This window comes from Synechococcus sp. CCAP 1479/10 (genome assembly GCF_019038515.1).
Lineage (GTDB): Bacteria > Cyanobacteriota > Cyanobacteriia > PCC-6307 > Cyanobiaceae > Cyanobium.
In genome coordinates this window covers 71,688-94,613 of the sequence record NZ_JAFKRJ010000032.1, presented here as the reverse complement: position 1 = coordinate 94,613, position 22,926 = coordinate 71,688, and the positions used below count along the sequence as shown (strand labels likewise).

The window sequence follows — 22,926 nt, the reverse complement described above, 5'->3', positions numbered from 1 at the left end:
CCCTGGAGGCAGCTCAACAGGGAGCTGCCGCATGATCACAACCAACCACTCTCATAAGGCCTGGACCGATAAAGGGGGTCACGTCACCTCCAGTGTCATCACACCCAGGCGCTGCTGTTCTCGCATGCCTTCCATCGCGATCGCCAGGGCCTCGCCCCCGGGCTCGGCCTGGCCTGCCTGCGCCAGGGCGACCCCTTTGTACACCTTGGCAATGGCGCGCCAGGTCAGGTAGCCATAGGCATCGGAGATCCTCAGGATGGAATCGCTGACGGCGATGGCCTCCAAGTAGCGGCCCTGCAGCACCAGAATCAACAGTTCATGGCTCAGCGTGTAGACCGTTTCGTAGTTCCTTCCCAGGCGTTCCGCATGCCGCCGCGCCTGTTCGAGGGTGGCGGCCACCTGATCCGGATCGCCGCAGGCCTGCTCCACCATGGCGAGGGCCGTGAGTGAGCCGGTCATCGGATCATGGGTGGAGGGAAAACTGAGATCCCAGCCCTCGTGCAGATGGTAAAGGTCAATGCTTTCGCTCAGATGCTGGCGCGCCAGGGCCATCGATCCCTTGACGTAATGGACGTAGCCGATGGAGAAATGGGCTTCGATGCCATGGATGGGATCCCTGCCCTGGTTCCATAGCTGGATGCACTGGCCTGCCGAGCGCTCGGCGTTGTCCAGATCGCAGGAGACGATGTGGAAATTGCAGATTCCCCGCAGGATCGCAAACGACGACTGGCTGTCCTCCAGTCGCTCTGCCAACGATCGGGACTCCTCCAGAATCTGGCCCACTTCGGGCGCCGAGTAGCTGCGGGATCCCGCCAGGCTCATGGCCAGGCCCAGCAGCAGCATCAGCTCCAGGGAGGCGGGCAGACCCTCCGGTCGGCAGGCGTCGTGGCGCAGCAGATCCAGGGCCGTCTGGAAATGCTGCACGGCTTCTTCATGGGAGGCCATTTCAGCGGATCGACGCCCCGCACTGATCCAGTGGGGGATGGCCTGCTCGAAGGAACCGGCGCGGGTGAAGTGATGGGCCAGCAGCTGGGGTTCCGCGTCGATGAGCTCATGAAACTGAGCCGAGAGTGTCGTGGCGATCTGTTCGTGAAGGGTCTGTCGCTCCCGCTTCAGCATCGTTTCGTAGGCCGTATCACGAATCAGCGCATGTTTGAATTCATAGGCCTCACCGGCGGTCTGATCAGAGAACTGCAGCAGCCCGGAAATCAGCAGATCATCCATCTGCTCGCGCAACACCGCCTCCGGTTCGCTGGAGACGGCCTCCAGAAGTTCGTAGGTGAAGCTTCTGCCGATGACCGCCGCGATACTGGCCAGCCTTCGGGCCGGCCCGAGTCGATCGAGGCGGGCGGCCAGGGAGTCCTGCAGCGTTTCCGGGATGGGGTCGGTGCCATCACCGCCGCTGGAGCCGTTGGCACGCAGCTGCTCGAGCATCGATTTCGTCGTTTCCTCCACGAACAGGGGAATCCCATCGCAGCGTTCGACGATGCGCCTGGTCAGCTGGGGAGAGAGGACTTCATCGGCGTTCAGGCAGGAGCAGATCAGTTCGGAGGCGGCGCGGTCCAGTCGCTTGAGGTTGAGATGGACGCCGCTGTCGCCCGATGGCCAGGGCGGCTTGAATTCGGGCCTCGCCGTGGCCAGAACCATCAAGGGCTGCCGATGGGCTGCGGTGATCAGACGATCGAGCAGCTCCAGGGTTGTGGGATCGATCCAGTGGAGATCTTCCACGACGATCAGGCTCGGCTGACCATCGCTCCAGGCCTGGATCATCGCCAGCAGGGTGTCCAGTCGAATCTGGCGTTTCTTCTCGGGGGTCAGTCCGTCCAGCGCTGATCGGTCCCCACCGCGCAGGCCGATGAGATCGGCCAGAACCTCCAGGCCGCTGGCTTCCGTGGCGCCATAGCGCTCCATCATCCGGGCCAGCTTCTCGTGGCGGCTCTCATCGGGTTCGCCCTTCTCGAAGCCGGCGGCCTTGTTGATCTGCTCGGCGATGGGATGCAGGGTGCTTTCCCTGGTGTTCGGGCCGCAGTACCAGCTCATCTGACGATGGCCCTGATCCAGCAGGGATCGCTTCAGTTCACCGACGAGGTGGGACTTGCCGATGCCGGCTTCCCCCTGGAGCAGCACCAGCTGGCCCTGCCCTGCAGAGGCGGTCTGCCATGTCTTCCGCAGCAGCTCCATCTCCTGCTGGCGGCCGATCAGCGGCAGATCGCTCGTTTTACAGCGGGCCTGGGAACGGCAGGAGACGTCGGTTTCCTCCAGCACCGCATAGACCTGCATGGCTTGATTGAAGCCCTTCAGTTCCTTTGAGCCCAGGCTCTGGTGATGGAACAACTCCCGTGTGATCCGATGCGTGCTCTCCGACACCAGGATCTGGTTGGGCCCGGCTTCCGATTGCAGCCTGGCGGCCAGATTCGGGGTTTTCCCCATCATCAGCCCGGCCTTGTGGGGCGTTTCGATATCGCGGATGCTGGTGGCCACCACGGATCCCGTGGCGATGCCGATGCGGCAGCGCAGGGGGTCGCAGGTGGGCGACGGGAGGCGCCGGATCGCTTCCCGCAGCCGCAGACCGGCCCTGACGGCATTGGGGGCCGCTTCTTCCGAGGCATCGGGATAGCCGAAGTACGCCAGAATGCCATCACCCAGATACTGGGCCATGTAGCCACTGTGTGAGGACACAATGTCATCACAAATGGCATAGTAAGACTCGACCAACTCCATCAGCTCCTCGGGGTCGAGTTGCTCCGCCAAGGTTGTGGAGTTGACCAGGTCACAGAACAGCACGGTGACCTGACGCCGTTCCGGTGGACGCTTGACAGGTTTCACGCTTGTGCCCATCGCTGGTTCATCGCCGATTCATTGAAGATTCGTCGCTTGGCCCGGGCCTGCGGCCAACGCTGAAACGTGCCGATTGCTGGCGGCGATCTTAGCCTTTGTGAACTTTTTCCGTGGGCGTTCTGTCATTTCCGGCCACCCGGAATCGGGCGTCACCACGGGTTCGTCAAGGTTCCAGCAGCCCCCTCCGCCGCAGCGGTTCGAGATTCGCCAGTCGCAGCCCCTCGGCCGTCTGGACGATGGTTCCCCGGGAGCGGAACTGGGTGAGGATCCGGGAGGTGGTGCCCCGGGCCAGGCCGGCGATGGTGGCGATCTCCGTCTGCTTCAGGTCGGGAATCGGGGCGAGCGGATCGTTTCCATAGCCGCTGCAGAAGGCCAGCTCCAGCAGGGTGGCCAGGACACGGGTGGAGGCATCCTCGCCCCGCAGGCTGAAGCGCCGCCCCAGGCAGAGCAGTCGTCGTGCCTGCAGCCGAGCCATCTCCAAGGCGAAGTCCGTTGAGCGATCCAGTTCGTCCTGAACCGTTTTCCAGCGCAGTTTCACCACCTCGAGCGGGGTGAGCGCCACCACATCGGCGGAGCGTCGACTGTTCCCGAGCAGCATCGCCAGCTCACCGAACATTTCTCCGGCGCCCATCAGCGCGATCACCACTTCCTCCCCCTGCAGGGTGAAGCGCCGGACCTTGACCACTCCCGAGCGGATCAGGAACAAGCCATCGTTCCAGTCGCCCTCGAAGACCAGCTGATGCTGCGCCGGCACCTGCAGGGTCCTGTGCTCGCCGAGAAGGCTCTCCAGCTGCTTGATCTCAAGGCCCGCGAACAGCGGGAAGGACCTCAACTCACTGGCCTCGAAGCCCCCCATCACCCTCCGACGGCGACGCCACCATCCCATGGTTTGCCTGGGTTGTCATCCAGGTGACAGCTGGGTGGCACCGATCTCCCGCCTGGAGGCGATGGGGATCAACACACGCCGGGAGCGATCCCCGGACAGTGGCGCCATTGCGTGGGCTCGCCTGTCATGTCCTCCCCCGTCCTCCATGCGCGGCGTCGGTGGCCCGTGCCCGCTGGGACGCCTGGGTGGGTCGGTTGCTGCTGGCCGGAACTGCTCGCCCTGGTGGTCGCCGGCTCGTCGGGCCAGGCCACCGCGTGGTGGCTTCTGCTGCCCTCCCTGATCCGGCTGAGCTGGTGCTCGGCCGAACTCCTCCATGGGGCCGGCCATGGGCTGCTGCGGGCCATGGTTGACAGCGATGGCGCCGCCCTGGCCGTGGTCAACCTCCTGGAGCATCGCTCCCCTGGCGAGACCCTCCGGAGCCTGGCGCCCCTGGGGCCGATCGGTCCGGCCGACGGCGGGGTGCGATCGCTGCCCTGGGTGGCCGTCGGTGACCCGACGCCCTGGCGGGTGCGACTGAAGGCCAGCGGCGGACTGCTGTTCAACCTGCTGGCCCTCGCCCTGGCCTGGGGCGTCCTGGTGGCCTTGCCCGCCGATGGCTCCGCCCCGGTCCGGGCCCTGCTGGTCAGCGTGGCGGCGGCCAACGGCGCGCTGCTGCTGGCCTCACGCACCGACTGGCAGGCGATCGGCAGCGGCCGGGCCGCCTGCTTCCACTGCGGCCATTTCGGCTTCATCTGTGCAGACGATCCGGCGGCACGGGGGGAGCTGTTGTCGCCGCCTGCGATCGAGCGCTTCCGGGCCATGGGCCTGGAGATGGAAACCCGGGGAGCCCCCGCGGGAGCCGGTCTGGTGCTGGTGCGCGATCGGAAGGGCCGGATCGGCTTCGTCGGGCACGGGATGGCCAACGGCAAGCGCGGCCACCTCACCCGATCGCTGGAGCGCGGCCTTCGCCGTGCCGGACACCGGGCCCTGCGGACGGGCCGACGAACGCTGCCTTCCGGGCTGATCGCGGCCTGGCATTACGGCTCCGGCTCCAGCGGCGCCCCCGGCAACCTGGCGTCCCACTGGCACCAATGGTCCCCGCCCCAGCGCCGCCGTCTCTGGTCCAGGCGGCAGGGACGCTGGGTGAGTGACTGGCAGGCGGTGCAGCACCGCATCGCCCACGACGGCAGCTTTGAAGGCTTCACCCTGTTCGGCACCGAGGCGGACGTCAACGAACTGGGGGCCTGGCTGGCGGTTGCCCTCCGCTGCGGCCATCCGGCGGCCGGCGCCTCGACGACGATGGCCGGACTGATGGATCTGCTGATCTGCAAGGGCGACTGGTTCGCCTCCGTGCGGCTGGCTTCCCTTCGCCTTCTGGCGGAGCCCGCCACCGCCCCGGCCACCGACGCGTTCGGGCCGTGGGCCACGGGCTTCGAAGCCGCCTTCCAGGATCAGATCGCCTCCCGCCCGGACGCCGGCCTCGATCACCCCGGGGTGCTCGAGGAGCTGACCCTGCGGATCCAGCAGCGGCTGGAGGCCGATCCCCGGCTGCGGCGTTACAGCTCCGCGCGGACGCAGCGCTGGATCCGCGCGGCCATCGGCGCGTTCCTGCACAACGATCCCTTTGCCGCGGCCCGCCAGTTCATGGCCTGCGGTCGGGGCCGCTTCGGGCTGGTCGTGATCTCCTCGACCTGGCCCGACCGGCTTGTGCTCTGCAGCCAGGGGCAGCCGATCAGCATCGGTTTCGATGGACCCGGCGCCACGGCCCTCTACGCCTCCGAACCGGCCGCGGTGGAGGCGGTGCTGGCGGGCCGGCCCGGCTGCCACCGCATCGATCTGGACCCCATCGCCGGCGAGATCGCCCTTCTGTCCCCCACGGACCTCACCATCCACTCGCTGTCGCAGGAACGGGAGCTGACCCTGGAGGAGATCCGTCGCCGCCGCCAACTCTGCAGCGACGGCCCCGGACCAGCGGGGGCCCCATCCAGGCACGGCCGCCTGCGCCTGGACCCGGTCGGCGCGGACCTGGCGGCCATCCCCGGCCTGCTGTCCAGGATCCAGGACGACTGGATCAATCCCCGCTCGGCCAATCGCGCCAGCGCCAAGGCCCTGGCCCGGTTGCTGATCGGCACGGCGACGCGACGGCATGACCAGCAGGCATCGCTCGGCCGTGAGGGGTTGGATCCGGCCCTGGCCCGGTCCAGCCATGTGGACCTCCTGGTCACCGGCATCGAGAACAACCTCTGGCTGGGTGCCCACTTCGCACGGGATCTGGAACGGCTCATGCCCTTGCTGCATGTGAGCACGCTCTCCGCCAGCTGCGTGCTCCAGCAGCTGCACCGCGACCCATCGTCCCTGAATCTGTCCCGCCGGTCGATCGTGCTGGTGCTCAGCGATTCCGGCCAGAGCACCCCCTGCCGGCAGGTGCTGGACGCCTGCGATCGGCTGGTGAGCGAGGCCGTGATCCAGGACGTGTTCCTGGTCATCGGTGATCCGGCCAGCCTCCCGGGGGCTTCGTCGCTGGCCCCCGACGCCCCCGACGGCCCCGGCAGCCCCGAGGCCCCCGACCAGGCCTTCCACCATCGCCTGTTCACCACGGCCGCGGGACGCCGCAGCTCCGAAGCGGCCACCGCCACGGTGGCCGCCATGCACCAGACCCTCACCGAGCTGCTGTTCTGCCTCTGCCGCCAGGTCCAGCAGGCCTTCCCGGAGCAGCGCCCCCTGGGACTGCGGCTGCGACCCGAGGCCCTGCTGGCCCTGGAGACCATGGAGGACCAGCTCCTGGTCAACGATGTCCGCGAGATCATCGGTGCCGATGAAGGGGGGCAGCCCCTCACCAGCGCCGTCTCCCGTCAGCTGGTGCAGGAGGGACGGCAATGGGCCTGGCATGTCCTGGAGACCCCGACCGCCTGGCTGATCCACGCGCTCTACGTCCTGGGCAGCCTGGGATGGGGGACGCCGCTGTTCCGGGGCGTCACCCTGGCCCTGTTGCCACTGCTCGGCCTTGCCGAAGGGCAAGGGATGGGGGCCCTGTTGCTGGCCCTGAGCCTGCCCGCCGACGTGGCCCTCTACGTCCTGGGTCCCTGGTGCTGGACCCTGGGCCTGAGGTTCCTGCAGGGGCGCCAGCTCCTGGCCCGTACCGGCCGGCGCACCCTGGTGATCGGGGAGGCCGAGGGGCTGCACCAGTTGCTCAGCAACTACGTCAGCAAGCTCTTCGCCCTGAGCTATGGCCTCACGGCCCTCGATGTGCATGGCACTGATCCGATCGATTCCCTGCTGCATGGCTATGGCCATCGGCTGGTGCGCGGCACGCTGCTGTTCCTGGGCGTCCCGGACGGCCGCTGCAGCCAAAGGCAGCGTGCCCACGCCGATGCGGTGATCCAGGCGGCACGGCAGGCCGATGGCCTCCGCCACCTGGGCGCCGGCCCCGACATCGTCGCCCTGAGTTCCGATCCCTGCATCACCGCCGAGCGCTTTCATGCGGCCCTGGTGATCCCCAGCCCGATCCATGGGGGCTGCGGCAACGGCATCCGCCTCCCCAGCGACGATGGCATCGAAGCGATCCGGGAATCCCGCTTCGGATCCCTCCGGCGGTTGCTGGCCGCCTATGTGTTCTTCCATGCCATGGCCCGCCGGGTGGCCATGTTCCCGGGGCTGGGCTTCGACTGGTGGACCTCCCAGAGCCGTCCGAAGCCGTTGACGGCCACCCCGCCGAAGGCCCGCGCGGCTGGGCACGCCCGGGCTGGGTCGGTGGCGGCTGCGTCGGTGGCGATCGAGCCACCTGTGCGCGCCAGGCTGGTGCATCAGCACCGCCGCTGATGACTCACGGGCGTGTTCAGGGCCTGGCCATCGGCCTGTCACCTTGATGACAGCCAGCCACCATCAACAGGACAGGAGGGCGTGATCGCGGGTCCAGGTCTTTTTGATCGTCCTCTTCACACTCGGGGGGCCCTTCACGGACAGGACCATGACGGCAGGTGGCATCAGAACACGGTTCTGGATTGACATGAGCCTGGAGTGTGTTCGCAGGGATCACACCAATTCCCTGTCCTCCGGTGACCAGAGGGGACCCTTTCTCACGGCTCGGGCCCTCGGGATGGCCCTGGCGGCTCTGCATGACGTCAGGGCCGTGGTCGCCGGCTCCGCCACCAAGCTGCTCAGCCTTCCGATCCCCGCCGGCCTGCTGCCGTTTCCCAGCCATAAGGAAAGGGATCTGGCCGCCGCTGCCGCCTGTCACCAGGTGCTCCGGCTGCGCTATCCCAACCAGGCCTCCATGCTGGAGCCGGCCTGGATCAACTGGCTCGACTACTTCGACATGGGTCCTGCCAGGACGCCGGTGGAGATGGCCGGCAGGGCCTACGGCACGGCCGTCCATCAGTTCGGCATGGACGACATGAACAAGGCGCGCGCCGCTTACACGCCTGACGGCACGCCCTACAACCACAAGGCGCCACCCACCCAGCCGACCCAGGGTTTTCTGGGTGGCGTCTGGGGAAGCGCCACACCCCTGGCCGCGGTCCGGGTGATGGACTTTCCGCCACCGCCCGGTCGCCTCGACGCCGACACCGTCACCGCCACCCAGCACTATCGCGATGACTTCGGGAGAGTGGCGGCCAAGGGTGAGATCAACCGCGCCCCCGGCGACCCGGCCTTCCGGACCCTCGCCGAAGAGGTCATCGGCATCGCCTGGGGGTACGACGGCCCCCAGGAACTCGGAACCCCGCCCCGCCTCTACCTGCAGGTGGTGCTGACGGTTCTGGACTCCATCGAGGAACGCAATCCCGGCCAGCTCGAGGAGCTGGATGAACTGGGTGTGATCGCGGGCGCGGCCGTGGCCATGGCCGATGCGGGCATCGATGCCTGGCACTACAAGTACGCCCGGACCCACATGATGTGGCGGCCGGCGGTGGGGATCCGGGAGGCCGTTGCCGGAAACGGGGTCGCCGACCCCGACTGGCTGCCCCTGGGGCGCCCAGATACCAACGGCGCCGGCACGGGGCTGACGCCCGATTTTCCCGCCTACCCCTCCGGCCATGCCACCTTCGGGGCGGCGGCCTTCCAGCTGCTGCGGCTGTTCCTGGTGGAGAGGGGTGTCAGCAGCTTCGATTCCGGCGGCAGCGGCCTGGATGATGTGCGCTTCGAATTCGTCTCCGATGAGTTCGATGGCCGCAACATGGACCCCCGCACGCTGCGGCCGCGGGAACTTCTCACCCTGAGTTACGACAATCTGTGGCAGGCGATGGTGGATAACTCGCTGAGCCGGGTCTACCTGGGTGTGCACTGGCAATTCGATGGCATCACCAGCCGCCTTCCCGGTACCAGCGAAGACATCTTTGGTGTTCCTCCCACTCCCAGGGAGCTGGGCCATACCGGTGGCGTCTGGCTTGGTGCCCAGATCGCCAATCAGCTGGCTCTGAAACTCGACATCTCGAGGGCCACGATCGCCGCCTCCGGGATCCTCTGAGCCCCCGGGCGCGAAGGAGGCCAGCGCGCCGCCTCGGGCCTCAGCCCTTGGGCGTTCTGGCCAGATAATCCTCCTGAAGGATGTACATGCGTTTGACGTCCCGGTACTGGCCTTCGATGAAGAACTCGCCCACCAGATGGCCCTCTTCGACGAAGCCGCACTGCTGATAGAGGTGCAGGGCCTTTTCGTTGTCCACCGCCACGGACAGGTAGATCTTGTGGAGATTCAGGATGGTGAAGGAGTAGTCAAGGGCCTTGTGGATGCAGAACCTGGCGTAGCCCTTGCCCTGGTGCGCCGGGGCGATGATGATCTGGAATTCCGCCCGGCGGTGGATGTAGTCGATCTCGATCAGCTCCACCAGGCCGATCAGCTCCCTGGCCCCGTTCTCTGCGCCCCGATTCTCGACGACAAAGCGGCGCTCGGCATTGTCGTGGATGTGGCGGTTGTAGAGCTCCTCAAGCTCATCGAACGACTCGTAGGGCTCTTCGAACCAGTAGGCCATCACGCTGCGGTTGTTGACCTGGTCGTGGATGAAGCGCAGATCCCCCCGCTCCAGGGCCCGCAGGGTCAGCTCCGCTCTCGCCACCGGATTCCAGATCGTCCTGCACAGACGGTAGGGCTGCACTGCAGGATGGCAGTCGCAGCGATCTGAGCTCCGCCGCCGTGACCAGCCCCACCCCAGGCGAGAGCCCGGCCGTTCCCCCCTGCCCCCGGGCCCGGCCGGAGGTGGAGACCCTCACCGCCTACAGCGCCCCCCTGGAGGGGCGCCGCGGCCTGCTGCGGCTTGACTTCAACGAGAACACCGTCGGGCCCAGCCCCCGGGTGGTGGAGGCGATCCGCGCCATCCCGGCCGATCATTACGCCATCTATCCGGAGTACGACGGCCTGCGGGAGGCGGTGGTGCGCTCGCTCGGGGGCCGGGGCCTGACGCCGGCCCACATCGGCCTGTTCAACGGCGTGGACGCGGCCATCCATGCCGTCTTCCAGGCCTTCGGCTCGCCGGGCGACCGATTGCTGACCACCAGCCCCACCTTCGGCTACTACACGCCCTGTGCCCGCATGCAGGGCATGGCGATCGAGGCGATTCCCTACAGCCTGCCGGGTTTCGGCTTCCCGTTCGAGGCGATCCGGGCGGCCCTGGAGGCCCCGGACGCGGCGGCGGGCGCCCCACGGATTCTGCTGATCTGCAACCCCAACAACCCCACCGGCACCCGGCTGGCGCCCGAGCGGATCCTGGAGCTGGCGGCGGCGGCGCCGGACACCCTGGTGGTGGTCGATGAGCTCTACGAGGCCTTCACCGGCGACAGCGTGCTGCCCGTCGCCGATTTCGCGGTGGCCCCCAACCTGCTGGTGCTGCGCTCCCTGGCCAAGACGGCCGGCCTGGCGGGCCTGCGCATCGGCTTCGCCATCGGCGCGCCGGCGCTGGTGGAGCGGGTGGGCCGGGTCTGCGGGCCCTACGACATCAACAGCTTCGCGGTCACCGCCGCCCATGCCGCCCTGGCCGACCAGGCCTATGTGGATGCCTACGTGGCCGAGGTGCTGCGCGCCCGCGACCAGCTCCTGAGCCAGTTGCGCCAGGCGGGTGTGCGCCACCATGCCGCCGGCGGCAACTACCTGCTGCTCTGGCCCCGCCATTCCGCGGAGGCGGTGGAGGCCGACCTGCGCCAGGCCGGCATCCTGGTGCGCTCGATGGCCGGTAAGCCGCTGATCGACGGCTCCCTGCGGGTCAGCCTCGGCACCGGCGCCCAGATGGAGCGCTTCTGGGAGGCCTATCGGGCCATCGAGCAGCTGAGCTGACCCTGGCGGCCGGCATGGCCGTGGGCCAGCCTCAGCGCATCACCTCCACCACCACCCCATCCCCCAGGGGGGGAACCACGGAGATGGTGCGGCCGCTGCGGCGCACCGTGGCCCCCACCATCGCCTTCAGGAACGGCTCCACCGACCCCTGGTCGCAGCCGGCGGGGGGCTTGCCGGTGGTGTACTGCACCGGAATCACCCGACGGGCCTGCAGCTCCCGGGCCACCTCGGCCGCCTCCTGGCCGGTGTAGACCTTGCCGCCGCCGCCCACGCCGATGATCAGCACATCGGGTCGTCCCAGCAGCACCCTGTCGGCGGGGCCGAGGCGGCCGGCGGTGCCACCGAGGTGGGCGATGTCGAGGCCGCCCTGGCGCCAGCGCCAGAGGGTGGCGTTGCCGAAGCGGCGGCCGCCCACCCGGTCGTGGGGGGCGGCGATGCCCTCGATCTGCAGGCCGGCCAGCCGGTAGGAGCCCGGCTTCACCAGGAACTTGCCGCTGGCCACCTGGGCGCCCTCATCCTTGAGCAGGCTGCTGGCCAGGATCACATCGGCGCTGACGCGGGGCACGGGCAGGCCGGCGGCGCACCCCACGGCCTGGAACGGGTTGACCAGCACCCGGGCGCCACCCCCCTGGATCATCAGGGCGCTGTGGCCCAGGTGGGTGATCGAGACGCCGCCGCCCTTCTGGGCCAGGGCCGGCATCGGCAGGGTGAGTCCGGCCGCCAGGGCCAGACCCGCACCCAGGCGCAGGGCCGTGGTGGTGGTGCGACGCAACGCTGTCGCGGATCCGGTCAGCGCTGTCGCGGACCGGCTGGTGGGGTCAACCATGGAGTCGCGTCTGGCCCCACCGGGCCCGGGATGTGGCGCGAAACTAGCAGTGGGAGGCCAGGCGCAGGAAATTGGCCAGCAGCTGGTGACCGGCCTGGGTGAGCACGCTCTCCGGATGGAACTGCACCCCCTGCAGGTGGTGGTGCTCCCGGTGCTGCAGGCCCATGATCGTGCCGTCCTCCAGCCAGGCGGTGATCTCCAGGCAGTCGGGCAACGTCTCCCGCTCGGCGATCAGGCTGTGGTAGCGGGTGGCGGTGAGGGGCTCGGGCAGGCCTTCGAACACCCCGGCGCCCCGGTGGTGCACCGGTGAGGTCTTGCCGTGCATCAGCTCACCGGCCCGCACCACCCGCCCGCCGAACACCTGGGCCAGGCACTGGTGCCCCAGGCACACCCCCAGCACCGGCACGGTGGGTCCCAGGTCCCGCAGCACCTCCAGGCAGACCCCGGCCTGGTCCGGGTCGCCGGGCCCGGGGGAGATCAGGATCGCCGCCGGGTCGAGGGCCCGGATCTGCTCCAGGTCGAGGGCGTCGTTGCGTTCCACCCGCACCGTGGCGGCGAGGGGGTGGTCGGCGGCCAGTTCACCCAGGTACTGGACCAGGTTGAAGGTGAAGCTGTCGTAGTTGTCGAGGACCAGGAGCATGGGGACGGTCTAGACGCCGAGGCGGATCAGCAGGGGGGGCACGAGCAGCAGCAGGGCGATCAGCAGCGACGAGAGGGCGGCGACGAGCACGGCGGCGGCGGCGCAGTCCTTGGCGATGCGGGCCAGGGGGTGGAACTGGCGGCCGATGGCGAGGTCCACCACCGCCTCGGTGGCGGTGTTGAGCAGCTCCAGCACCAGCACCGCCGCCACCGTGAGCACCAGTACCGCCAGGCGGTCAGCGGCCAGGCGCAGCCACAGCCCCAGGCCGAACACCACGGCCCCCGTGAACACATGGATGCGGAAGTTGCGCTGGCTGGCGAAGCCGTAGGCCAGGCCCTGGGCGGCGTAGCGGAAGCTCGCCGGCAGGTCGCCCGCCACCTTCCACGCCCCCACCCGCAGGCGCCTGCCGCGGCGATGCACGTCGTTGGTCACGTCGCTGGTCACTTCGCGGAGGGCCGGCGGATGTTCCTCTGGAACGAGCATCGGCATCGCACCGCCGTTGGAGGGACAAGCGGCACCCTACCGCCGATGACCGCTGGGAACAGCCCCTGTCAGGAGGGGGACGCCGCCAGCAGGGCCGTCTGCCGGGCCAGCATCGCCTCCAGGCTGTCGTCATCGGGGTGATCCCAGCCCAGCAGGTGCAGCAGGCCATGGCTGGCCAGGAACAGCAGCTCCTCCTCCAGGCCGTGGCCTGCCGCCTCGGCCTGCCGCCGGGCCGTGTCGAGGGAGATGACGATGTCGCCCAGCTCCAGCCACTCCGGCTCCGCCCCCGGTGGGGCCGGCGGCGCCTCCTCCTGGGCGGCGAAGGCCAGCACGTCGGTGGGGCCGCTGTGCTGGCGCCAGGCCTGGTTGAGCTCGGCGATCGTGGCGTCGTCCGTGAGCTCCAGCCCCAGGCTGTAGCCCTCGGCGCGCAGGGGGGCCGGCAGCTCCGGCCGCAGCTGGGCCAGCCAGGCGCCCAGGTGGGAGCACCAGAGCGCCTCGGCCCCGGCGGGGTCCGCCAGGGGCTCCGGGGACGGGGCGTCAGCGGCGACGCCGGACTCCAGGCTGAAGGCCAGGTCGATCTCCGGCGCCGCCTGTGGGGTGGTCATCCCGGCAGGCTGGGGCGACCCAGCCAGGCGATCAGCAGCAGGAAGCCGCTCAGGCCCAGGGCGGTGAGGCCGAAATGGAGCAGGCTCTGGCGGCCCTTGCGCACCATGTTGCGCATGGCGAGCTTCACGAAGCTCGGGTTCTCGCCCCCGGCCTCGGCGGTGGGGGTGGGCTGGGGGCTGGGGCGCTCGGGCATGGGGGGCGCTGCGGAAGGGATCAGGCGGCCGCGTCGGCGGCGATCTCCACACCCTGGCGCAGCAGCGACTGGATGAAGGGATCCAGATCCCCGTCCATCACCCCCTGCACGTCGGTGGTCTCCTGGGCGGTGCGCAGGTCCTTGACCATCTGGTACGGGTGGAACACGTAGTTGCGGATCTGGTTGCCCCAGGCCGCCTCGACGATGTCGCCGCGGATGTCGGCGATCTCGGCAGCCCGTTGCTCCTGGGCGATCACCAGCAGCTTGGCCATCAGCAGGGCCATGGCCTTCTCCTTGTTCTGGAGCTGGGAGCGCTCCTGGGTGCAGCGCACCGCCAGGCCCGTGGGGATGTGCAGGATCCGCACGGCCGTCTCCACCTTGTTGACGTTCTGGCCGCCGGCGCCGCCGGAGCGGGAGGTGGTGACCTCCAGGTCCTTCTCGGGGATGTCGAGCTTGACGTCCTCCTCGAGCTTGGGCATCACCTCCACGCCGGCGAAGCTGGTCTGGCGCTTGTCGTTGGCGTTGAAGGGCGAGATCCGCACCAGCCGGTGGGTGCCCTTCTCGTTGCGCAGGTAGCCGTAGGCGTAGCGGCCGTCAATCTCGATGGTGCAGCTCTTGATGCCCGCCTCCTCCCCTTCCGAGAGCTCGTCCACGGTCACCTTCATGCCGTGGTCCTCGGCCCAGCGGGTGTACATCCGCATCAGCATCAGGGCCCAGTCCTGGGCATCGGTGCCGCCGGCACCGGCATTGATCGAGATCACCGCCCCCTCCTTGTCGTAGGGGCCACTCAGCAGCCGCTCCAGCTCCCAGCGGTCGAGGGCCCCCTTGAGGCTCTGCAGGCCGCCGTTGGCCTCGCTGAGGAGCTCCTCATCGGGCTCCAGGTCGTACAGCTCCAGGGTGGCGCGGGCATCGTCGATCGCCGCCTGCCACTGCAGCAGCTGCTCCAGCTGGGCCTTCACCTCATCCAGATGGCGCATCTGCTTCTGGGCCTGCAGCTGGTCGTCCCAGAAGCCGGGCTGGGAGGCTAGCTGTTCCAGGTCCCGCTGGCGGGCTTTCAGGGCCGGTACGTCAAAGACAGTCCTGGGCATGGCCCAGGCGGTCGGTGAGCTCGGAGAGGTCGCGCTTGAAGTCGGTGAGATCCAGCAAGGGGAAGCGAATCCGGCGATGGCTCGACCCTATCAGCGCCCCGCCTCCGGTCGCCCCGGCGGCTGGGGGGAGCGGGGCAGGCGGATCAGGGCGTCCGCGAGCAGCAGCAGCCGACTGGCGATCAGCAGCGGGGTGCGGTCGCCCTGGGGCGCCGGCGGCGACGGCGGCAGCGCCGCGCTCAGCAGGTCCCGGCAGCGGCCCAGGTCCGCCACCGCGTCAGGGGCGTCCCGTCCCTGCACCAGCGCCTCGATCCGGGTCCGGCCGTCGTCCAGCAGCCGCGGGACCAGCCCGGGCGGGACCCAGGCCGCCGGGGCCGCCTCCTTGAGCAGCAGGCCGAGATCCCGCGCCGCGCTCATCACCGTGCTGCCGTGCTGCAGCTGCTGCTGGGCCCGCAGCACGGCCTCGTCCGGCTGGCCGTGGATCAGCGTCCGCTCGGCCGCCAGCTGGGGCAAGCGGCGGCGCAGGCCATTGCGGCGCTCCCGCAGGGCGGCGAACGCCTCCTCCGGCTCGGGACTGTCCGGCAGTCGCTCCAGCAGGCGGGCCAGATCGAGCAGCCAGCCGTCACAGGAGGCCTGCCAGGCGCTGGAGGACCGCTGGCTGTAGATGTGGCGCGACACCAGCACCCCGATGATCACGCCCAGGATCGTCATCACCATCCGCCAGAACACGTAGTGCCACCAGGCGTCGCCGTGGTTCATCAGGCTGCCCGCCACCATGTGCCCGCCCACCACGAAGCCGCTGGTCAGGCCGGCGGCGAAGCCGAACAGCCGCACCAGGGTCAGTCCCAGGAATACCCCGAGGGCGCTGGACAGGCCGCCCAGGACCCCCGCGGCGATCACCACGGCAAGCAGTCCCAGCAGGGTGCCGATGATCCGCTCGCGCCCGGCCAGCACGCCGCCGCCGAGGTCGGTCTCGAGAATGATCAGGACCCCCAGGGCCAGAAACAGGCCCTCCGGCAGCGCCAGGTGGTTGCAGGCGGCCACCACCAGCGCCAGGACCGCCCCGTTGCGCACGATCACGGCCGATCGCCCCGGCGCTGTCATGGCGCTGCCGCCAGGCTCCGCAGCCGCAGCAGGGCCTCGCGGCAGGCCTCGGCGTCGATGGAGCGCAGCACGGCCGGCACCCGGACCATGGCGACGGCGTGGCGCAGCGCCTGCTCAAGCGCCTCATGCCGCTGCTGCATCCCGTCACTCGCCAGGCCGTGGGCCTGGGGGCTGCGCAGCACCGTGCTGCGCACGGCGCAGTGGGCGCCGTAGGCGCTGATCAGTTCCTCCTCCCCGTCGTGGGAGGTTCCAGCCAGCAGGGCTTCGATCCGGCCCAGCAGACCCCGCTCGCTGTCCTCCAGGCGCTGCAGCGGTGAGCGGAACCAGAACAGGCGTTCGACGGCCATGCCCAGCAGCAGCCCCAGCAGGTGCCAGCCGGTCCTGTCGACGACGTACCAGCCCCCCATCCGCTCGTGGGCGGGAACCGCCAGGATCAGCACGGTCATGATCACCGCGTTCATCAGCGTGGCCGGACTCAGCCCCAGCCGGCGTCCCAGCAACTGGATGAGGACGTAGCCGACCCCGATGGCGAGCCAGTTGTGCAGGGCCTGGGTGAGCAGCACCACCACGGCGCCCCCGAACACGGTGCCCACGATCCGCGCCCAGGCCGCCTCCCGCGACGCCTCCGGTGTGGGCAGCAGGCTGCGGGCGGCGCCGTAGACCACATAGAAACCGTCGATCGCGTTGACGTCCGGTCCGGCCGCCGCGTGGATGCCGGCCGCGAGGAAACCGGCGAACCCCACCTGCAGGGCGTTGCGGATCTGCTGGGGCGAAGGGGGACGGGGGAGCATCGAGCCGACGGACGATGCACCGTCGGGAGATCAGGCCACAGGATGCCGTGCCTGGGCTGATCGGCATGGGCGGATCTGGTGGGGCGTGGACGGTCCCCTTAAGCTGCGCCACGACGCCCCACGAGTGACCGGATGGAGATCCCAGGAGTCCCCCCAGAGCAATCCGGGCAGGACGCCGTGGAGGTGAAGCCGCCGGCCAAGGTGGAGATCTACACCTATCGCTTCTCCCCCGACTGCATCCGGGCCAAGGGTCTGCTGGACAGGCTCGGGGTCACCTACAACGAATTCATCATCGACGACGACGAAATCAACAAGGAGGTGATGATGAAGCGGTCCGGCGGGCGCACCAGCGTGCCCCAGATCTTCATCGACGGCATCGCCATCGGCGGCTATGTCGAACTCGCCAAGCTCAACACGGCCGGTGAGCTCGGACCCATCCTGCGTCTGACCGCGTGAGCCGCGATCGGGACGCCCAGCTGTTCGTGGTCGATCCGATCACGCGCCTGCGGCCGGCCAAGGACTCGAGTGTGGCCCTGATGCAGGCGGCCCAGCGGGCCGGTCTGGCGGTGTGGGTCTGCACCCAGGCCGATCTTTCCAGTGCCGCGGCGGACGACGGCCGCCACCGGCCCCGGGCCTGGGCCCAGCCGGTGCGAATGGCCCCGATGGCCGCCACCGCCGAGGGCTGGAGCGTGCCCGATCCCTGGGTCGAGGCCGACGAGCCCCGTGACATGTCGCTGGATCACTTCCGCTGGATCTGGATGCGCAAGGATCCGCCCGTCGACGAGGCCTACCTCTACGCCACCCAGTTGCTGGAGCTGGCCGAGCCCTTCGGGGTGCGGGTGCTCAACCGCCCGGCGGCCCTGCGGTCCTGGAACGAGAAGCTGGGCGCCCTGCGCTTCAGCCATCTGATGGCGCCGTCGCTGGTCAGCGCCCGGGTGGAGCAGCTGGCCGCCTTCGCCGCCGGCCACCAGGAGGTGGTGCTCAAGCCCCTGGCGGGGCGGGCCGGCCAGGGGGTGGTGCGGACCGCGGCGGCGGCCCCCGGCCTGCGGTCCCTGCTGGAGCTGGTCACCCTCCAGGAGACGCTGCCCGTGATGGTCCAGGCCTTTCTGCCCGCGGTCACTGCCGGCGACAAGCGGATCCTGCTGGTGGACGGGGAGCCCCTCGGCGCCGTGAACCGGGTGCCGAAGGCGGGGGACTTCCGCAGCAACCTGGCCCTGGGGGGCGCTCCCGTCGCCGCCGACCTCACCGACGCCGAGCGGCGCATCTGCGATGTGCTGGCGCCGGTGCTGCGGGCCGAGGGGCTCTTCTTCGTCGGCATCGACGTCATCGACGGCCGGCTCAGCGAGATCAACGTCACCAGTCCCACCGGCGTGCGGGAAGTGGAACGGCTGGGCCGCAAGCCCCTGGCCGATCAGGTGATCGAGCGCCTGCTGGCCGGCTGAGGGGGGCCCGGCTCAGCCGAAGCCGGCCGCCAGCGGCAGGTTGAGCTGCTGCTGCAGCACCCCGAGCTTGAGGGCCACCTCCTGCAGCTCCCGCTCGGGGTGGGAGCCCCGCACCAGCCCCGCACCGGCAGTGAGCTCCAGCTGCCGCCCCCGCAGGGTGCCGCTGCGGATCGCCACCCGCAGGTCCGTGTCGCCTTCGGTGTCGATCCAGCCGATCGGGGCGGCGTAGTGCCCCCGCTCGAACGGCTCCAGGCTGCGCAGCCAGGCCATCGCCTCGCGCCGGGGCAGGCCCGCCACCGCCGGGGTGGGGTGGAGGGCTTCGGCCAGGGTCAGCGGGGCCTGACCGCGCAGCGACGCCGTGATCGGGGTGTGCAGATGGACCAGGGAGCCGTGGCGGGCCAGCCGCGGCCGCCGCGGCCGCCGCGGATCGAGGCCCGCCTTCTGCAGCACGGCGGTGATCGTCTCCACCACCAGCTCGTGTTCGTGGCGGTCCTTGCGCGACTGGAGCAGGAGATCGGCCGGCTCCCCCAGCGGCGCGGTGCCGGCCAGGGCATCGCTGCGCAGCTGGCCCTGCCGCAGGGTGAGCAGCCGTTCCGGCGAGGCCCCCACCAGCGCTTCCCGCTCCGAGCGCTGCCAGAGGAAGCGGCAGCTGCCGGGCTGGCTGCGGCGCAGGTGCGACAGCAGGCTGAGGGGATCGAGGGGACCATCGAGCAACAGCTGCTGGCGCACCGCCAGCACCAGCTTCTGCAGCTCACCCCGCTCCACCAGCTCCAGGGCCCGGTCAAGGGCGGAGCGGTAGCCCGCGTGCCAGTGGGAGCCATGGGCGATGCCCACCGGGGTGCCCCGGCCCGCCACGGAAGGACTGCCCACGGCCAGGGCCTCGAGCCGCTGGCGGGCGTCCCAGAGTTCCTCGGCCACGCTGCGGGCCGTGACATCGCCCCCGAGGCTGCGCTGCAGCCGCAGCCAGCAGTGGCGGCCCTGGCGGCTCAGCTGCCAGGTGGGCAGGACCGCCTGCACCCCCGCCGCTCCAGTGCCGGGATGCAGGGGGCTCTCGAAGAAGGCGAAGGCCAGCAGCACCCGGGGCCGGGCCAGGGCTGGGCAGGGGGCCGGTTCGCGGGCCAGGCGGCTGAGGCTGAGGCTGCTGAAGCGCTGGGCCAGCTCAAAGCGCCGCGGACCGCTCAGCTCCAGGCTGTTGCACTGGCCGGCGGCGGCGATGCTGAGCCCCGGGGCACCGTCCCAGAGGAAGCGGAAGTCGCCGCCCGTGCCCAGGTGGGTCAGGGCCACGAGGGGGTCAAGGGCGGCCATCGGCAGGGCCAGGCTGAGCACTCCCTCCTCCTCCAGACGCCGGCTGGCGGCGGTGGCTGCCGAGAGCAGCGCGGAGAAGGTGGCAGGGGCCTGCACCAAGGGGCCGCGGGACCGGGGCGGAAGGCTGCTCAAATGTATGGGCCTTTCCCCGCCCAACGCCCGCGGCCCCCATGTCTGAGCCACAGGTCGTCGCAAGCCGTTACGCCGCGGGGGGTGGGGCCGCCTCTGGGGCCTCTTCTCGCGGCCGCCTCTGGCGGGCGGCGGTGAAGTGGCCCATGTACGCCGTGGCGGTGATGCCGGTGCTGCTGGCGGCGGGCTGGCGGCTGGGCCAGGGTCTGGGCCTGCGGCCCGAGCAGCTGCTGCTGTTCCTGCTGGCCGCCGTGCTGCTGCTGGCCTGGGAGAACCTCGCCAACGACGTCTTCGATGCCGACACCGGCGTCGACACCCACGGCAAGCCCCATTCGGTGGTCAACCTCACCGGCCGGCGCGACCGGGTGCTTGCTCTGGCCAATGGCTGTCTGGTGGTGGGGCTGGCCCTGATGACCCTGGTGGCCCTGCGCAGCAGCACCGCCGTGCTGCTGCTGGTGCTGCTCTGCTGCGGCCTGGGCTACCTGTACCAGGGGCCCCCGTTCCGCCTCGGCTACCGGGGCCTGGGGGAACCCCTCTGCTGGCTGGCCTTCGGCCCCTGCGCCACCGCCGCCGCCCTGCTGGCCCTGGCCCCGGCCGGTGAGGGGGCGGGCGGGGTGCCCTGGGGGGCCGCCCTGCTGCTGGGCAGCGGACCGGCCCTGGCCACCACCCTGGTGCTGTTCTGCTCCCATTTCCACCAGGTGGAGGAGGACGCCGCCCACGGCAAGCGCTCGCCGGTGGTGCGCCTCGGCACCCAGCGCGCCGCCGGCCTGGTGCCCTGGTTCGTGGCCGCGGCCCTGGCGCTGCAGTGGGCGCCGGTGCTGCTGGGCTGGTGGCCCCTCACGGCTCTGCTGGGGGCCATCGGCCTGCCGCCGGCCCGGGCCCTGATCCGGCTCCTCGGCGAGGAGCACCACCAGCCCGAGCGCATCATCGGCAGCAAGTTCCTGGCCCTGCGCTTCCAGGCCTTCAACGGCCTCGGGCTCGCCTGCGGCCTGGCCCTCGGCCCCTGGCTGACGGCGCTGGCGGGCCGGTGAGCGCGGGCGCGGCCATCGGGGGCCCTGGGGGTCGGCTGGCCCTGCAGATCCGGCCCTTCGCCTTCCGGCTGCCCAGGCCGCTGCAGACGGCCGCGGGCGCGGTGGCGGCCAAGCGGGGTTGGCTGCTGCGGCTGCAGGGCCCCGACGGCGGCGTCGGCTGGGGGGAGGCGGCGCCGCTCGACCCGGGGGAGACGGGCGCGGTGGCCGCCGCGCTGGAGGGCCTCGCCCCCGACCTGGAACGGAACGATCTGGAGCGGCGCCTGCCCGCCCTGCCGCCCAGCCTGGCCTTCGCCCTGGGGGGGGGCCTGGCCGAGATCGACGGGGAGGTGGGTGTGGCCGCCGGTGGCTGGCTGGCCGCTCCGCCCTCGGCCTGGCTGCTCCCCGCCGGCGATGCGATGCTCGAGGCCCTGGAGCGGGGGCTCGCCGGCCCTCCAGGCCCGCCCACCTTCAAGTGGAAGGTGGCGGCGGCGGCCGATGGGCTGGAGCGGCGCCTGCTGGAGCGGCTGCTGGAGCGGCTGCCGGCCCACGGCCGCCTGCGGCTCGATGCCAACGGCGGCTGGGACCGGACCACCGCAGCCGCCTGGGCGGAGCGGCTGGAGCAGGAGCCGCGGCTGGAGTGGCTGGAGCAGCCCCTGGCCCCGGGCGACCAGGAGGGCCTCGAGGCGCTGGCCCTGCGGGTTCCGGTGGCCCTGGATGAATCCCTGGGCCAGTGGCCCCAGCTGCGCCGGCGCTGGGCGGGCTGGCAGGTGCGGCGTCCGTCCCAGGACGGGGACCCCCGGCCCCTGCTGGCCCAGCTGGGCCGGGGGGTGCCCCGGCTGATGGTCAGCACCGGCTTCGAGACCGGCATCGGTGCCCGCTGGACGGCCCACCTGGCGGCCCTGCAGTGGCGGGGCCCGACGCCGGTGGCCCCTGGCCTGGCGCCGGACTGGACGCCCGCAGGCCCCCTGTTCGATGCGGACCCCGAGCGGGTCTGGGCGGCGGCGGCCTGAGCCGGGGCCGGCGCTGGCGCCCCTCACCAGCCCTACCGTGCCCGAAAGCGCCGCCTGCCCGTGGCGCTCCGCCGAGACCCCGCGTGGCCGATCCCCCCTGGGCGCCCCTGCTGCTCGATGCCGCCCGGGCCGACCCCGCGGCGGCGGCGGCTCACCTGGAGCAGGCCTGGGAACGGCAGCGGCTGGTGGCCCTGGCGGGCCCGGGGCAGCAGGGGGAGCTGGCCGCGGCCCTCGGCGGCGCCCCGGAGGAGCTGGCGGAGCTGGCACGGTTCGGGGCCGCCGTGGTGGTGGGCAGCGGCGGCAGCAGCGGCGGGCGCCACTGGTGTCTGCAGCCCCTGGCCCACCTGCAGGCCTCCGCTGACGCCAGCGCCGCCTGGCTGGAGGGCCTGGGCCTGGATCCGGCGTCCTGCCTCCATCTCGACCCTTTGCCCCTGCACCACGTCAGCGGCCTGCTGCCGCTGGTGCGCGCCCGCCGCTGGGGGGGGGAGCTGCGCTGGCTGGCCCCGGCGCTGCTGCGCCGTCCGGAGCTCCTGCCCGAGGCCTGTCCCCTGCCCGCGGGGCGGCCCGTGCTGCTCTCCCTGGTGCCCACCCAGCTGGCCCGGCTGATGGCCAGCCCCGCGGCCACGGCCTGGCTGGCCGGTTGCGCCCTGATCTGGGTCGGTGGCGCCGCCCTGCCGGCCCCGCTGGCGGCCGCCGCCCGCCGCGCCCGCCTGCCCCTGGCCCCCTGCTACGGCGCCACCGAGACCGCCGCCATGGTGTGTGCCCTGCGGCCGCAGCGGTTCCTGGCCGGCGTGCCGGGCTGCGGCGCGCCGCTGGCGGACGTGGCCCTGCGCCTCGATGGCGCCACCGGGGCCGTGGAGGTGCGCTGCGCCCGCCTCAGCCCCGGCCGGCTGGTGGGGGGGCGTCTGCAGCCCCTGCCGCTGCAGCCGGACGGCTGGTGGCGCAGCGGTGACGGCGGCCGGATCGGGCCCGAGGGGCTGGAGCTGCTCGGCCGCCTCGATGGGGCCCTGCACAGCGGCGGCGAGACGGTGTTCCCGGAGCGGCTGGAGGAACGGCTGCAGGCCGAGGCGGCCCGCGACGGGGCTGACGTGGAGGCCCTGCTGCTGCTGGCCCGCCCCGATCCGGAATGGGGGGAACGGCTGGTGGCCCTGGTGCGGCCACGGCGGCAGGCGGAAGGGGCCGAGCTGCTGGCTCTTCTGCAGGCCATCACGGCCGCCTGGGCCCCCGCCGAGCGGCCCCGGAGCTGGCACCTCTGCCCCTCGCTGGCGCCCTCCGCCGCAGGCAAATGGGAACGGGGACGTTGGCAGCGGTGGCTGGACTCGCTAGAAGCCTTCTGAA

20 protein-coding genes are annotated in these 22,926 nt (G+C 71.0%); 8 read left to right on the top strand and 12 right to left on the bottom strand.

The features are described from left to right. Positions 1-78: 78 nt before the first annotated feature. Both KUG39_RS12465 and KUG39_RS12460 read right to left on the bottom strand, forming a co-directional pair. Complete coding sequence (locus KUG39_RS12465; RefSeq protein ID WP_286193230.1) at positions 79-2,838, bottom strand: adenylate/guanylate cyclase domain-containing protein; 2,760 nt, start codon at positions 2,836-2,838, stop codon at positions 79-81. Between the two features lie 163 nt (positions 2,839-3,001). Beyond that, the gene (locus KUG39_RS12460) at positions 3,002-3,670 is read right to left on the bottom strand and encodes a Crp/Fnr family transcriptional regulator (RefSeq protein ID WP_233133955.1); all 669 of its coding nucleotides are present in this window, start codon (positions 3,668-3,670) and stop codon (positions 3,002-3,004) included. A gap of 276 nt (positions 3,671-3,946) precedes the next feature. Here KUG39_RS12460 and KUG39_RS12455 point away from each other — a divergent pair, with 276 nt between their 5' ends. Together KUG39_RS12455 and KUG39_RS12450 are read left to right on the top strand one after the other, a co-directional pair. Then, on the top strand, positions 3,947-7,522 hold the full coding sequence (locus KUG39_RS12455) for a hypothetical protein (RefSeq protein WP_216916155.1): 3,576 nt from the start codon (positions 3,947-3,949) through the stop codon (positions 7,520-7,522). A gap of 187 nt (positions 7,523-7,709) precedes the next feature. Beyond that, on the top strand, positions 7,710-9,167 hold the full coding sequence (locus KUG39_RS12450) for a vanadium-dependent haloperoxidase (RefSeq protein ID WP_216916157.1): 1,458 nt from the start codon (positions 7,710-7,712) through the stop codon (positions 9,165-9,167). 40 nt (positions 9,168-9,207) lie between these two features. On the opposite strand, the gene speG is transcribed toward KUG39_RS12450, so the two are convergent. Continuing rightward, a complete protein-coding gene (gene speG / locus KUG39_RS12445) occupies positions 9,208-9,753 on the bottom strand; it encodes a spermidine N1-acetyltransferase (RefSeq protein ID WP_094585811.1) in 546 nt (181 codons plus the stop codon). Between the two features lie 77 nt (positions 9,754-9,830). On the opposite strand from speG, the gene KUG39_RS12440 reads away from it, so the two are divergent. Next, positions 9,831-10,964: a pyridoxal phosphate-dependent aminotransferase gene (locus tag KUG39_RS12440; protein ID WP_216916159.1), complete on the top strand. Its 1,134-nt coding sequence runs from the start codon at positions 9,831-9,833 to the stop codon at positions 10,962-10,964. 31 nt (positions 10,965-10,995) lie between these two features. Here KUG39_RS12440 and KUG39_RS12435 read toward each other — a convergent pair whose 3' ends face one another. From KUG39_RS12435 to KUG39_RS12400, 8 genes are all read right to left on the bottom strand, one after another. Then, positions 10,996-11,790: an MBL fold metallo-hydrolase gene (locus KUG39_RS12435; RefSeq protein WP_190610440.1), complete on the bottom strand. Its 795-nt coding sequence runs from the start codon at positions 11,788-11,790 to the stop codon at positions 10,996-10,998. 43 nt (positions 11,791-11,833) lie between these two features. Next, positions 11,834-12,430 (bottom strand): anthranilate synthase component II, encoded by a 597-nt coding sequence (locus KUG39_RS12430; RefSeq protein ID WP_190610441.1) that lies wholly within the window; start codon positions 12,428-12,430, stop codon positions 11,834-11,836. 9 nt (positions 12,431-12,439) lie between these two features. Then, the gene (locus KUG39_RS12425) at positions 12,440-12,913 is read right to left on the bottom strand and encodes a diacylglycerol kinase family protein (protein WP_094585812.1); all 474 of its coding nucleotides are present in this window, start codon (positions 12,911-12,913) and stop codon (positions 12,440-12,442) included. 68 nt (positions 12,914-12,981) lie between these two features. Continuing rightward, entirely contained in the window at positions 12,982-13,518 is a 537-nt protein-coding gene (gene ybeY / locus KUG39_RS12420) for an rRNA maturation RNase YbeY (RefSeq protein WP_216916161.1), read from the bottom strand. Further along, the gene (locus KUG39_RS12415; RefSeq protein ID WP_190610445.1) at positions 13,515-13,712 is read right to left on the bottom strand and encodes a DUF3285 domain-containing protein; all 198 of its coding nucleotides are present in this window, start codon (positions 13,710-13,712) and stop codon (positions 13,515-13,517) included. The genes ybeY and KUG39_RS12415 overlap by 4 nt, the downstream gene beginning before the upstream one ends. A 20-nt stretch (positions 13,713-13,732) precedes the next feature. After that, a protein-coding gene (gene prfB / locus KUG39_RS12410) for a peptide chain release factor 2 (protein ID WP_216916164.1) occupies positions 13,733-14,858 on the bottom strand; the annotation gives its coding sequence in 2 pieces (ribosomal slippage) (positions 13,733-14,782 and positions 14,784-14,858; 1,125 coding nt in all). A 32-nt stretch (positions 14,859-14,890) separates the two neighbouring features. Then, on the bottom strand, positions 14,891-15,901 hold the full coding sequence (locus KUG39_RS12405; RefSeq protein WP_216916167.1) for an FUSC family protein: 1,011 nt from the start codon (positions 15,899-15,901) through the stop codon (positions 14,891-14,893). Next, on the bottom strand, positions 15,898-16,692 hold the full coding sequence (locus KUG39_RS12400; protein WP_216916170.1) for an FUSC family protein: 795 nt from the start codon (positions 16,690-16,692) through the stop codon (positions 15,898-15,900). Before KUG39_RS12400 ends, KUG39_RS12405 begins: the two co-directional genes overlap by 4 nt. A 132-nt stretch (positions 16,693-16,824) precedes the next feature. Between KUG39_RS12400 and KUG39_RS12395 the strand changes: the two genes are divergently transcribed. Both KUG39_RS12395 and gshB read left to right on the top strand, forming a co-directional pair. Next, positions 16,825-17,148, top strand: coding sequence for a glutaredoxin domain-containing protein (locus tag KUG39_RS12395; protein WP_216916173.1), 324 nt, complete (start codon positions 16,825-16,827; stop codon positions 17,146-17,148). Then, positions 17,145-18,134: a glutathione synthase gene (gshB, locus tag KUG39_RS12390; protein ID WP_216916175.1), complete on the top strand. Its 990-nt coding sequence runs from the start codon at positions 17,145-17,147 to the stop codon at positions 18,132-18,134. Before KUG39_RS12395 ends, gshB begins: the two co-directional genes overlap by 4 nt. Positions 18,135-18,146: 12 nt before the next feature. Here the strand turns inward: gshB and KUG39_RS12385 are convergent, their stop codons facing one another. Beyond that, the gene (locus tag KUG39_RS12385) at positions 18,147-19,535 is read right to left on the bottom strand and encodes an isochorismate synthase (protein ID WP_502988649.1); all 1,389 of its coding nucleotides are present in this window, start codon (positions 19,533-19,535) and stop codon (positions 18,147-18,149) included. Positions 19,536-19,609: 74 nt separating this feature from the next. Between KUG39_RS12385 and menA the strand changes: the two genes are divergently transcribed. From menA to KUG39_RS12370, 3 genes are all read left to right on the top strand, one after another. Beyond that, positions 19,610-20,599 (top strand): 2-carboxy-1,4-naphthoquinone phytyltransferase, encoded by a 990-nt coding sequence (menA, locus tag KUG39_RS12380; protein ID WP_216916181.1) that lies wholly within the window; start codon positions 19,610-19,612, stop codon positions 20,597-20,599. After that, positions 20,596-21,588 (top strand): o-succinylbenzoate synthase, encoded by a 993-nt coding sequence (locus tag KUG39_RS12375; RefSeq protein ID WP_353617401.1) that lies wholly within the window; start codon positions 20,596-20,598, stop codon positions 21,586-21,588. Before menA ends, KUG39_RS12375 begins: the two co-directional genes overlap by 4 nt. Positions 21,589-21,671: 83 nt before the next feature. Beyond that, complete coding sequence (locus KUG39_RS12370; protein WP_216916184.1) at positions 21,672-22,925, top strand: AMP-binding protein; 1,254 nt, start codon at positions 21,672-21,674, stop codon at positions 22,923-22,925. The last annotated feature ends 1 nt before the right edge of the window (position 22,926 follow it).

Bases quoted from the DNA above. Each gene is read 5' to 3' on its own strand.
- KUG39_RS12465 (WP_286193230.1), bottom strand. From the start codon at position 2,838: ATGGGCACAAGCGTGAAACCTGTCAAGCGTCCACCGGAACGGCGTCAG.
- KUG39_RS12450 (WP_216916157.1), top strand. From the start codon at position 7,710: ATGAGCCTGGAGTGTGTTCGCAGGGATCACACCAATTCCCTGTCCTCC.
- KUG39_RS12435 (WP_190610440.1), bottom strand. From the start codon at position 11,790: ATGGTTGACCCCACCAGCCGGTCCGCGACAGCGCTGACCGGATCCGCG.
- KUG39_RS12430 (WP_190610441.1), bottom strand. From the start codon at position 12,430: ATGCTCCTGGTCCTCGACAACTACGACAGCTTCACCTTCAACCTGGTC.
- KUG39_RS12425 (WP_094585812.1), bottom strand. From the start codon at position 12,913: ATGCTCGTTCCAGAGGAACATCCGCCGGCCCTCCGCGAAGTGACCAGC.
- ybeY (WP_216916161.1), bottom strand. From the start codon at position 13,518: ATGACCACCCCACAGGCGGCGCCGGAGATCGACCTGGCCTTCAGCCTG.
- KUG39_RS12415 (WP_190610445.1), bottom strand. From the start codon at position 13,712: ATGCCCGAGCGCCCCAGCCCCCAGCCCACCCCCACCGCCGAGGCCGGG.
- KUG39_RS12405 (WP_216916167.1), bottom strand. From the start codon at position 15,901: ATGACAGCGCCGGGGCGATCGGCCGTGATCGTGCGCAACGGGGCGGTC.
- KUG39_RS12400 (WP_216916170.1), bottom strand. From the start codon at position 16,692: ATGCTCCCCCGTCCCCCTTCGCCCCAGCAGATCCGCAACGCCCTGCAG.
- KUG39_RS12395 (WP_216916173.1), top strand. From the start codon at position 16,825: ATGGAGATCCCAGGAGTCCCCCCAGAGCAATCCGGGCAGGACGCCGTG.
- menA (WP_216916181.1), top strand. From the start codon at position 19,610: ATGTCTGAGCCACAGGTCGTCGCAAGCCGTTACGCCGCGGGGGGTGGG.